7 protein-coding genes are annotated in these 12,588 nt (G+C 43.0%); 3 read left to right on the forward strand and 4 right to left on the reverse strand.

Translation table 11 applies throughout. The annotated features are described in order from the left end of the window. Positions 1 to 500: 500 nt before the first annotated feature. The 4 genes from cas6f to KV201_RS17990 are packed head-to-tail and all read right to left on the reverse strand — an operon-like array spanning position 501 to position 5,504. The gene (gene cas6f, locus KV201_RS17975) at positions 501 to 1,112 is read right to left on the reverse strand and encodes a type I-F CRISPR-associated endoribonuclease Cas6/Csy4 (protein ID WP_226060102.1); all 612 of its coding nucleotides are present in this window, start codon (positions 1,110 to 1,112) and stop codon (positions 501 to 503) included. 1 nt (position 1,113) lies between these two features. Continuing rightward, the gene (gene csy3, locus KV201_RS17980; RefSeq protein ID WP_226060103.1) at positions 1,114 to 2,163 is read right to left on the reverse strand and encodes a type I-F CRISPR-associated protein Csy3; all 1,050 of its coding nucleotides are present in this window, start codon (positions 2,161 to 2,163) and stop codon (positions 1,114 to 1,116) included. 9 nt (positions 2,164 to 2,172) lie between these two features. Further along, positions 2,173 to 4,278 (reverse strand): type I-F CRISPR-associated protein Csy2, encoded by a 2,106-nt coding sequence (locus KV201_RS17985; protein ID WP_226060104.1) that lies wholly within the window; start codon positions 4,276 to 4,278, stop codon positions 2,173 to 2,175. Further along, entirely contained in the window at positions 4,272 to 5,504 is a 1,233-nt protein-coding gene (locus tag KV201_RS17990; protein ID WP_226060105.1) for a TniQ family protein, read from the reverse strand. The genes KV201_RS17985 and KV201_RS17990 overlap by 7 nt, the downstream gene beginning before the upstream one ends. Before the next feature lie 276 nt (positions 5,505 to 5,780). Here KV201_RS17990 and KV201_RS17995 point away from each other — a divergent pair, with 276 nt between their 5' ends. From KV201_RS17995 to KV201_RS18005, 3 genes are read left to right on the forward strand one after another with little or no spacing between them, the layout of a single operon-like run. Further along, positions 5,781 to 7,403, forward strand: a complete 1,623-nt coding sequence (locus KV201_RS17995) for a class I SAM-dependent DNA methyltransferase (protein WP_226060106.1) — start codon at positions 5,781 to 5,783, stop codon at positions 7,401 to 7,403. Further along, positions 7,400 to 8,593, forward strand: a complete 1,194-nt coding sequence (locus tag KV201_RS18000) for a restriction endonuclease subunit S (RefSeq protein ID WP_226060107.1) — start codon at positions 7,400 to 7,402, stop codon at positions 8,591 to 8,593. Before KV201_RS17995 ends, KV201_RS18000 begins: the two co-directional genes overlap by 4 nt. Positions 8,594 to 8,614: 21 nt before the next feature. Next, the gene (locus KV201_RS18005; RefSeq protein ID WP_226060108.1) at positions 8,615 to 12,307 is read left to right on the forward strand and encodes a DEAD/DEAH box helicase family protein; all 3,693 of its coding nucleotides are present in this window, start codon (positions 8,615 to 8,617) and stop codon (positions 12,305 to 12,307) included. Positions 12,308 to 12,588 lie beyond the last annotated feature (281 nt).

The following is a 12,588-nucleotide window of genomic DNA, read 5'->3' on the forward strand; positions in this document are numbered from 1 at the left end:
TGGCTCGAAATCCAGTTAGCTACTCCCCCGAAGCGACTTACCAATCCAATTAAAATTTCACTCTCACCGCATAACTATTATTAACGTCACATGAGTTATATTTGGGTAAATTGCGACTGATTGAAATCGCAAATTTGTTAGACGAAACCAATAATGGGGCAAAACTGAGCTAGGGACTTTGTTTATTGAAAATAAAAAACCTCTTCCCATAATAATGGAAAGAGGTTTTGCTGCCTTTTCGGCGGGTATCTCAAAGTCAACTTGTAAATGACGATTTTCGCGATTTTCAGCTGCCTATACGGCAGGTCACTCCAAATCCAATTTCTGTATTTATTCTCTACAATTTTCAGCTGCCTATACGGCAGGTCACTATACACTTATAAAATAAACCTATATAAAATCAATTACTAGAGCCAAAATCAAGGAAATAACCATATAATTTCTCAAACAGATAATTGGCTTTAAAATTAAAACGTTACAGCAACCACCAAACCAAAAGGTCAGATCTTATCTACAAGACGAGATAGCTCCGGTACTGTTCCATTTAGTTGTAAATTGCTAGCAAACCCATAGCTACTAAACAATGGTTCAGTTTGCTTCTTTGCTACCATTTTCTGTATATGAAGAAGGTAATCTTGCTTATTACTACCGCTGCTCATTGCTATACGATGGAAAATGTTAAACTCTCTTGGCTGAGTATTTTTTATAGGATTAAACGTCTCACCTCGAGCTAATGCTCGTTTTTCCAAACGTTTTAAGCGTCTGCGGGCCTCACCAACAAAAATCTTTGCAATTGCCTGATTACGTTTGAACATCACTTCAGCACAATCATCAGGCACCATTTCAACATTACCAAGGCTAAAAAAACCACATTCTTTCATATCTTGAAAATAGGATTGCTGCTTTAGCTCACTCAAAACAGTTTTATCAGAATGAACAAAAGCAATGACATTACCGATAGAGGCGTCCGACCAAGCAGGAAACGTCACCCCAAGACCTTTAATTTCATGTTTGCAGATGTACCCATGCATTACTGAGATACAGCGCCCCATTAGCAGGGCCAAGTTTGCTTCTTTTGGTAAGAAACGCACCATAAAATAGTAGCGCTGCATATTATGCCTTCTTCGTTTCGGCTTTCTTCTGGAACATACCACCCTTTATCAGGACAGCAAAAAGATAGTAAATATTAGGATGAATTGAATGCCCTGACTCTGCTGCCTGTTGATTGAGTTCAGCTAAATACAGCTCAGTATTTACAAATAAAGTATAAAAACTCAGTGCAGATTCAGGTGAACGTCGTGCAATACCCAGCTCTTTGTCCGCACCGTACTCATGTACTCGTAACCGTTTAACATCGTCCTGATCCCACCAACTATCAATTGATTGAATAGCCGCACCTATCTTGACCGAATTAAAACTCACCGCATAACGACCATCAGTACATTTAACCTTAGTAAACTGTTTTGAAGTTTCACCTTCTGCAGACTTTTCACCAAAGGTTTGGCTTGGGTAGATCTCTTGGCAAAAGACAGTCTCAATTTTTGCCGTAATATCAGCGTTCCAAAATACATTCGGATCAGTCAAAGCTAAGTGCATCTCTTTACTTAATTCATCAAGAACAGTCCGAGCTTCATCAGACCAAATATTCCAAGCTAACTGCCTCGTATTACTTATTTGATAACACTTTCCCGTACTGGTTTTAATATCTATTTGAGTGTTACCAGAGTTTTGATTACGCCAGAGCCAAGTTCCTAACAGCAGATTTTTACAAAAACGGGTCGCCAGCTCTTGGTAACCGTCGCACTCCTTAAATGCTGCCGACAACTTTTCAAGCAAAGTAAAAACTTCAGGATCGCTGCAGCCAGAGGGTTTGAGCGAGTTAGCTTGTACTCTTAGCGAGAAACGGCAATAGATGTGCCCTACATTTGGCGGAACATAACATTCTTCAATAGTTAGAGGATTACAGTGTGTAAGGTCCTGGGGTGCTAAGTTTTTCGATTTAAATTGGGGAGTAAATGCTTCAGTGAATCCAGCTTTTTGACCACGTATACGAGTGATTTCAGCTTCTAGAGGAACAAAATCAGAATCGGCCGTTTTATAAAAAAATACCGCCTTACTTGGGTAGAGGGATCGGTCATACTTTAAAACATTGCATAGCTCCATAAACCTTCCTTAAATCCGTTTCATCAGCATTGAATGCTCTTTTGCCTCTAACATCCAAAACGCTCTCTTAAAATAGTTTATCTGCCCCTGTAACCTTATCTCAATTGCCGATGCACACTCAACTACGCCAAGTGCTGGCTCAGCATAGCAATGCAAAGACTCTAAACTACCGACTCGGTTAACGGGTTCAGTCAATGGTAAATAGCCAAACATAGTGGGGCACAGCGAAGAATTTTTATCCAGCAGAAACAGAAGATCACTAATATTACCCATTGAATATCTAGTCGGCATAATCCATTTTCCTGACATAGGCAGTCTTTTCAATATTGAAAAAAGTTCAGCTTCGGATTGATAAAGCTGGCACCACGCATCAACAGCATCTAGCTCGGGAGGATGCATTACTCCACCGGCAAAGTTCGCCGGAAAACTTGCTTTCAACATTTCAGTTTGATTATCTAAGATAGCTAAATCGTCTTCATAACCATCAATATGAATGACAAGATCAAACACTAAATCACAATGTCTATTATCAATTATTCCAGCTCGTCTAAATTGATTATCTTTCGATCCTTGCATACTGTACTCAGGCAGTTTTTTGCCCGAGACAGATGAGTACTGACGAATAAACCACGAAAATGAGGTTAATCTAAGCTGAGTACCCAAGCCTTCATTTAATCGCCGCTGGTAGTTATGCATCATTCCCCAAACAGCTGTGAGAGAAGGAATACCAACACAATAGGGATTAGATAAAGCTTGGGCATCAAACACCCGAATACCTTTCAAATGTAAATATCGCTGGAAATGCTCATCCTCAGCATCTTTTTGTAGCAAAGGTTCTTTATAAGCCAAATGAGTTAACAACCATTTCAAGCTATTTCGAAGATAGGGCATCAATCTCTGGTGAAAGGCATACTGACTTATCGTTGCAGAATGCGACATCACCGAATTTAATCTACCGAACAGAGGCATCAGCAATTCAGGTAATAGCTCATTCTCAAAGGTTAAAAACTGATACTCTAATGAGCCATTAATAGGCTCAAGCTCACTAAAATTTCTCGGTCCTTCTTGGACCTCAAATCGCCATTCCAACATTGGCGCAAGCCACTCAGATAATATCTCTCTTATCTGTTTAAGACAGGAGACTTTTTGCTGCCTGCGTTGCTTTAACGCCAATGCTGAGGAGCTCGATAACAGCTCATCCAATGCCTTGATAAACCTGCGCTGTGACAATACATTTAGATTCAATACATCCTGACCAGATAAAACCCTAGCCAGTAAATTGTCGCTTAATCCGTAAGTTTTTTTATTAATACGAGGCGGATAATTCAGAGCTTTAACATTACCGCCAAGAGATGCGGCTAGCTCACTGACTGCCGCGGGACGAATAAACTCAAGACTGGTATATCGGCCCTGTTTTTTGATTGCTGCTTGTTGGAGTTCAGACTGAAGTGCATGGCTTACAACGGGGGTAATCGCTATATATCCATCACGGAATGGCATTCGAACCTGTACGGAGTATTTATCGACTCTATCTGGGCTTAACTCCTCAGGTAAAAAACGCTTCACCCTGCCGCAAACATTCATAAAATCTTTAACAGGCATGCCAAGTTCTTGAAAAGCCTCTTTCCAGTGTTTTGGTGCTTCACACATTAACGTTGCAAGGCAAGTTACTTTACCTTGCCAAATAAACTGGCAGCCAAACAGCTTGGCAAAATTGACTTTAGCACTGTCATGAGACCACCCTAAAGTACGCTGGCAATTAGCGCTACTCAGTATATTGGGATGTAATTGAGGACTGGGGGCAACGAGCCTTTGTTTACTGACCCGAATATCTGGGTACTTGAGATTATGGGTATGCAGCCATTGTACTTCGTCAATGCAAACATCAATATGGGTTTGGTTGTTAACCGTTGTTCTAGCTAACCTTTTATCGAGTAAGTCATCCACCAACTTTTTCGGATAGGTAAGATTAAGCAAAATAATTAGGGCAGAGCTTTCCTCGCCAGTCACATCTAACGGTTCTGTATAAGCAGCAAATGCACGCCTCAACGCTGCCGAACGTGCTTGAACATCTTCAATATCTAGCAGTTCTCGCAAATGTAAATTCTTTACCATGCCGATAAGTACATCCCCTGTCTATCACTACCAAAGCTACTTTTATATTCGATCACTTGCCTTAAATAAAATACAGCTGTGTGAGGGTCAATCCGCTGCTTCATTTTTTGTCTAAACGCCGACGTTAATATCCCATCTTGATGAAGCCGATAAACCTGCTCTTGGGTTGTTGATAGTAAAACCGCCGTTTCTGCAACTGTCACTAGCGTATCAGCCACGTTAGGTTTTTTCGATTTTGGATGTAACTCAACTAATCTTTGCAAATAACGCATTAAAGCAACATAGATAAAATGTGGCTCTTTATCCTCTGGATAAAGACATCGTGAATGCAAAATCAACTCACCAAAAATAAACCGAAAAGCAGTACGATTAAATAGCTCTATCAGCCTTAGTTCAGCACCTTGAGTCACTTTATCCAGTTCTTGAAAAAAGTTGTCAGGCCAGTTATCAAAATACTCAATTGCATCGCTAAAAGAATTGTCATTACTTCCACCATGACGCTTTTGGTACCAAAGTAGAGCCGCAAGTCGGTGAGTCGCAGATGTTTCATTAATAAGTGGATTTGTAGAGGTAACATCACCATTGATAAGGCTTCGCGCTAACATGAGATCTGATTGTTTGGCGCTAATAACTGCTGCTTTTGAAAGCTCAAATCCACATGAACAATAGCTAATCGATTCTTTCTCGATGTAGTTGAGCTTTGCTTTGCATTCTGGGCAATGATGGATCAACGCGCACTCATGCTTGGCACAGGCAGTATATGGTTTTAAATGCCAAACTTGCCGAATATAAGGCTCATCCTTTAAGCACTCAGGGCAAACGGGCACACTCTCGACATCATCCTCATTGGCATAACGGATAAAGCTCAAAGGAATATCGATACCATTACGATGCACTGCAACGCTAGACCCCATAAAGACTCTGTTAGATCTAAATAGGGCTATTTTCTCCAGTTCATGAGGAGGTAAACCAAGAAGGGACTCAAGCAAACTCAGTGCCCTCATCCTAAAGTGGCTATTGTGCTTGGCATGATAAATATTGAGGCGTTTTAGCTCGATAGGAAAAGCCCCATGTGCCTCAAAATCGAGCTCATGTAGCTCTTCTCTGATCGCCAAACTGAGCTGCTGATAAGAATCAAAAAAGTTCTCTGAAACGATTCGAAGCAAATAACTTTCAAGCGACTCATCAATGAATGCACGCGCTCTAGGGGAAAATAAAAATGCCATCACCCACCAAAAACTAAGTAATTCTTAGTTTGACGATAAGGTTATGCCGAAAAAATAGCAAGTTAATCCTCCAAATTTTACCTTCCATAACCTTTAACTCATGCAGATAACTGGCTCAAAAATTTGACCTATTACCATAACATAACGCAAATTTGCTGCTATGATGAGGCCAATTTTTTAGCCGCCAAATGCTAAGGCTCCTGCCTATATCCAAGCGGCTCATATCAAGTGGCCCATACCCCGCTTGATTCGTGATATTGAATACAGAGAGATTAAATGTTAACAGGCAAAATACGTAATCAAATCGACCAAGTGTGGACTATGTTCTGGACTGGCGGTGTCGCCAACCCTATCTCTGTGATTGAGCAAATCTCTTATCTGTTATTTATCCGCCGTTTAGACGAGCTTCAGCGCACCGCAGAGCGGCGCGCGCAGGCCACGGGCATTGCTGTGGCTAACCCCATTTTTGGCCCTGATGAACAAGCACTGCGCTGGAGTCATTTTAAAGATAAAGATCCTGATGTGATGATGGACATAGTCCAAAATCAGGTGTTTCCTAAAATCAAAAATCTTCACGATGAAGGCAGCTTTGCTGAGCACATGAAAGATGCCATCTTTATGATCCCCTCCGCTAAGCTGCTATCGCAAGTGGTCGATTTGCTCAATGCCATCAACATGGACGACAAAGACACCAAGGGCGACTTATACGAATATCTATTAAGCAAATTGCAACAATCGGGCGTTAACGGCCAGTTCCGCACCCCGCGCCACATTATTCAAATGATGGTCGAGCTGATGCAGCCAAAACTGGGCGACACCATTTGCGACCCGGCCTCTGGCACCTGTGGCTTTTTAATGGCGGCGCTCGAATACGTTGAACACCGCTACAAGCAAGAGGTTAATAAGCCTGCCAATCGCCAGCACTTTAATAATGCCATGTTCACCGGCTTTGACTTTGATAAAAGTATGCTGCGCATCGGGGCGATGAACATGCTGCTGCACGGCATTGAAAACCCAACTGTGCTGTATCGCGATAGTTTACAAGATCAAGGCGATGCTAATATTCGCGAAGCCTATAGCTTGATTTTGGCCAACCCGCCATTTAAGGGCTCGGTCGATTTTGACATTATTGCGCCGGATTTACTGCGCGCGCTGGGTAAAAACCCTGCCGCCAAAAAAGTCGCGCCAAAATACAAAACCGAAATTGATGCAGACGGGGTTGAAACCCAAGTTGAAGTGAAAGCCAAGGGCCCAACCGAAAAATCCGAACTGCTGTTTTTAGCGCTGATTTTACGCATGCTTAAAGTCGGTGGCCGCGCCGCGGTGATTGTGCCAGACGGGGTATTATTTGGCTCAACCAAGTCCCACAAAAGCATTCGCGAAAAACTGGTTAACGAGCAAAAGCTTGAGGCGGTAATTTCCTTACCATCTGGGGTGTTTAAGCCCTATGCAGGGGTGAGCACCGCGATTTTAATCTTCACCAAAACCAACTCCGGTGGCACCGACAAGGTGTGGTTTTACGATATGCAGGCCGATGGTTACTCGCTGGATGATAAACGTACGCCGCTGGTAAAAGACGGCCCAGATGGTAGTAAAGGGCAGCCGACCCACGAGCAAAGCAACATTGCCGACATTATTGCCCGTTTTACTAGCTTAACGAATCCCGATGGCACGCCGAACTTTGCAAGCCCTGAGTATAAATGCAGCACCACAGATCAAAGCTTTATGGTGCCAGTGGCACGCATTACCGCCAATGACTGCGATTTAAGCCTGAATAAATACAAGCAAGTGGTCTATGAAGCAGTGCAATATGACTCGCCCAAAGTGATCTTAGCGCGGATTAAAACCCTACAAGAAAAAATGACAAAGGGTGTGCAAGAGTTGGAGAAATTGCTGTGAGTTGGCCTTTAGTTACTTTAGCTTCAATTGCCGAAATTGTAACTGGCAATACACCAAGCAAAGCTGATGACAGTTTTTTTGGTGGTGATATTCCTTTTGTCACTCCTGGAGAGCTAGATTTAGGATTTGTAGATAATGCTAAGCAAACTTTAACAGAGAAAGGCGCCAAAGTTTCTCGCCTCATTCCTTCAAACTCTGTGATGGTGTGTTGTATTGGTTCTTTAGGGAAAGTAGGAATATCATCAAGACCAGTTGTTACAAATCAACAAATTAACAGCTTAGTTATTAATGAAGAGGTAGCATTACCTCTTTATGTTTATTATTTTTGTAAGACCTTAAAAAATACACTCAATGACATGGCACCAAAAACAACGGTAGCCATAGTTAATAAATCAAAGTTTTCAGCTTTAAAAATCCCACTGCCACCACTCGAAACCCAAAAGCACATTGCGGCGGTATTAAAAAAAGCCGATCAACTGCGTAACGACTGCCAGCTGTTGGAGCAAGAGCTAAATAGCCTCGCCCAGTCAGTCTTTATTGATATGTTCGGTGATCCCGTAACCAACCCGAAGGGATGGGCTTGCCCGAAGTTATCTTCAATTGTTCGTGAAATTCAAAGCGGTCAAAGTCCAAAATGCGATAGCCGCCCAGCAAATAATGGGGAGTGGGGTGTTTTAAAGCTGAGCTCTGTGACTGGAGGTTTTTATAAGCCTAGTGAAAACAAAGCTATTCTTGAAGGGACAAACCCGGATCCAAATATCGAGGTTCATGCTGGCGATTTACTTTTCACAAGAAAAAATACTTACGAATTAGTTGGTGCTTGTGCCTATGTGCGTGATTCCACCAAAAGATTAATGCTCCCAGACTTAATATTTCGATTCGACATGCCATCTGACCTAAAAATTTATTTTTGGGGATTATTAAACAACAAAAACTTTCGGCTACAGATAAAAAATTTAGCTTCAGGAGCCGCTGGCTCTATGCCTAATATATCAAAATCAAGATTAAATGACTTAGATGTACTGATTCCATCTATGGATATGATTTCAAAATACACATCTACTGTCAGCAATATATGGCAGCAGTTAGATATTTTAAGTGAATTAAAATTGTCCTATGGTAATAATTTTGATGCCCTTATGCAAAAAGCCTTTAGCGGTGAACTTAATCTTGCTAATGCGAAAACTTAATAAGATGTAAAAGGAAATTACATGTCAGAGACGGTCACTCCTTCCGCCAGTACGCTAAACCCCGCCAGTGTCGCGCTGGGTGTTAGCAACTTTGCGTTTATGGCTGAGCTGCTTAGCGCCGCCAATGCTAGTGCTAATACCGCGAATGCCAAGGTAGGCAAGGAGGCCAATCTCTTTAGCCGACACTGCGCCGAAATACTGGCCCGCGCCCAAAGCGCCGAGGCCAATATTAAAAGCGACCCACGTATTGCAGGCTTTTATGCTCGCAATGCGCTGGAGCTGATGGTTGAAACCGTGTTTGACATCGACAACTGGCTAAAACGGCCTCGCCATGATGCGACCCTAATGTCGCTGATCCATGACCAAGGCTTTAAAGATAACCTTGCCAGTAACTTATTCCCCAAGCTTAAACTCATCATCAAAATCGGTAACGAGGCGGTGCACGGCAAAAGTACCCCGCCACAACGGGATGCGTTGCAAGCGGTCAAAGAGCTGCACCATGTGCTCTATTGGTTTATGCGCACTTATACGCCAACGCTCGATAAAACCCACTTTACCATCGCGCCCTTTAATGAAGCCCTAGTACCACAAAAGCTCGCCATTGATGCGGGCCTGGTCACTAAAGCCATCAGCAGTATTAAGCGGGTGCAAGAGCTTGAAAAACAGCTCGCCGAAAGTGACAGCATTAAGCGTGATGAGTATCAGCAACAGCTGAGTGAAAATGCCGCGCTAAAGGCGCAAAACGAAGCTTTGCTTGCGCAAATTGCCAAGGCCAAGCAAACGGCCGATAGCACGCAGGACTGCCACAACTATAACGAAGTCGAAACCCGTGATTATCTCATCGATGCGCTGCTAAATGAGGCTGGCTGGCCGCTTAAAGATAAGCGCGACCGTGAATATCCCGTAACCACCATGCCAATATCAGATGTTAATCCACTGGGCAATGGTGCTGTCGACTATGTGCTCTGGGGCGATGATGGCACTGCGCTGGCAGTCGTCGAAGCTAAGCGCACCAGTCGCCGCCCAGAAGACGGCCAACAGCAAGCCAAGCTGTATGCCGATTGTTTAGCGCGTCAATGCGGTGTGCGGCCGATTATTTTTTACAGCAACGGTTACGAAACGTATTTGTGGGATGATGCCTTTTACCCGCCGCGCAAAGTACAAGGTTTTTATACCAAAGATGAATTAGCGCTAATGATTAAGCGCCGCAGTGACAGGGTGGCGTTTTTTAATGACGATAAGGGTAAAGGCAAAAAACTGACTACCCAGATCAATGAGGATATTACCAACCGTCATTATCAAAAAGCGGCGATTACCCATATTTTGCAGCACTTTGAGCTTGAACATCAACGCAAGGCGCTGCTGGTAATGGCAACGGGCACGGGTAAAACCCGTACTGTGATCAGTCTGGTCGATTTGTTGGTTAAAAATAACTGGGTGAAAAACGTGTTGTTTTTGGCCGATCGCAATGCGTTGTTATCTCAAGCAAAAAAGAACTTTGTTAAACTCTTACCCCGTGTCAGTTGCGCCATATTAAGTTCAGGCCAGAGTAAAGACAGCATCGACAGCCGCTTGTATTTTGCCACTTATCCCACCATGAAAAACCTGCTCGACCGTGGCGCGAATGAGCGCCCCTTTGGTGTAGGGCATTTTGATTTAATCATTGTCGATGAAGCGCATCGCTCGGTATATGCCAAGTATCGGCAAATTTTTGAGTATTTTGACGGCCTGTTAGTAGGCTTAACCGCCACCCCGAAAGATGAGGTTGAAAAAGATACCTACGGCATTTTTGACTTACAAAAAGGCATGCCCACCTATGCCTATGAAGACGGCAGCGCCTATGCCGAAAAATACTTAGTGCCACCGACTAAGATTTCGGTCGCGACGCAGTTTTTGCGCGATGGGGTGAAGTATCAAGCATTATCGGATGAGGAAAAACAGGAGTGGGAAAGTAAACCCGAGCTTGAGGGCCGCGATGAGGTTTTGCCGTCTGAATTAAATAAATTCCTGTTCAATGAAGATACCGCTGAGAAGATGTTTGCCCAGCTGATGAGTAAAGAGCCGCTTGGGGGCATTCATGTGGAAGGTGGCGATGTGATAGGTAAAACTATCATCTTTGCGGCCAACAATGATCATGCGGTATTCCTTGAAAAAATGTTTAATAAAAACTACCCCAAATGGGCAGGAAAGCTGGCGCGGGTGATCACCTTTAAAGAAACCTATGCCCAAAGTTTGATCGATGAATTTGGCGGCGATGAAAACGAGCGCAAAGACTTTGACCCGAAAAATCCCACCTGCCGAATTGCGATATCGGTGGATATGCTTGATACAGGTATTGATGTGCCTGAAGTGGTCAATTTGGTGTTTTTTAAAGTGGTTCGCTCTAAGGTCAAATTTACCCAGATGGTTGGCCGAGGCACTCGTTTATGCCCCAATTTATTTGGCCCAGGTGATGACAAAACCACTTTTAAAATATTCGATTATTGCCAAAACTTTGAGTTTTTTGACGCCAAACCTGAAGGTTTACCCGTAGGCATTACAAAACCAGTTATGCAGCAAGTGTTTGAAAAACGTGTGCAATTAAGTACCTTGCTCAATGCTCGCTTGCTAGATGAAACCTACCGCGATAAATACCCCGAAGATTGCGAGCTACTGCGCGACTTGAACAACTATCAACTGGATATGCTGCATCATCAAGTAACGGGCATGAACCTTGATAACTTTATTGTGAGGCCCAAACGCCAGAAGGTTGAACCGTTTTTGGAACGCGGTTTTTGGGATCATATTGATGATGCAAAATTTACTGAGCTTGAAAGCCATGTCTCGGCGCTCCCCACAGAAGCCGACGCTTTTAATCAGGATGAGCAGGTTAATAATTTATCCAATCGTTTTGACAATCTGATGTTAACCATGCAGTTAGCCTTACTTGAAAAAGGCATACTGCCAGAACTGAGTCGGCAACGAGTAATGGAAATCGCCCAGCAACTTGAGGCCAAGTCCACCATTCCCGCAGTACAAGCGCAGTTACAGTTAATTCAAGACATTCAAATGCATGAGTTTTGGCAAGATATTCATGTAACGACATTAGAAGATATTCGTAAGCGCTTGCGTAACCTAATGTTTGCATTGGATAAAGATAAAAAAGAGGTGGTATACACCCAATTTGTGGATGAAGTACAAGGTGTACATGACGTAACAGCCGTGTATCAAAATCCTACGATGGATTTAGCCCAATACCGCAAAAAAATTGAACTGTATATCCAGGATCATCAAGATCAACTGACCATTCAAAAGCTCAAGCGCAATAAGCCGATCACCCAAGCAGACTTAGATGTTCTTGACGGTTTACTGTTGGATGCCAGTGGCATGAGTGACATAGAAGCCTATCGCCACCAAATACTACAAGAAAAGCCATTAGGCACCTTTATTCGGCAATTGGTGGGCATGGACTTGAATGCCGCTAAGGAAGCCTTCAGCAGCTTTTTAGATGAAGGGATATATAACGCCGAACAAATTAACTTTGTAAACCAAGTTATTGATTATCTTGTTGATAATGGTGTGCTAGATATGGCGCATATATTCGAGCCGCCTTTTACTGACTACCACGGCGAAAGCGCCTACGGCTTTTTTGATGAAGGCAAAGTAGTCAAGCTGTTTGGGGTGATACGAAAAGTGAATGCTAATGCTGTGGTGGAAGAGAGTAAGAGTGCTTAGTTTGTATTAGCTCTATTAAAGGTGATTTCTTGCGAAGTTTAATCTCTACAATCGCGTCAAGCCAGAAGGTTTTAACATTCTAAAGGGTATTAAAACCACAGAAATTCCGGCTCGTTATGACTGATAGAGTAGTTCGTTTCATAAGCACCATAGTAGTTTGAAGATATGTTTGTAGTGGCACACTAATTTTGGCCACCTAAATAGAGGTGATATTATTGCCTCATAGATGACCTTAGGTGAACACATGAGATCGACAACCAGAAAAACATTTAGTGCTGAAT

It is taken from the genome of Shewanella sp. SR1 (assembly GCF_020447145.1).
Classification (GTDB): Bacteria; Pseudomonadota; Gammaproteobacteria; order Enterobacterales; family Shewanellaceae; genus Shewanella; species Shewanella baltica.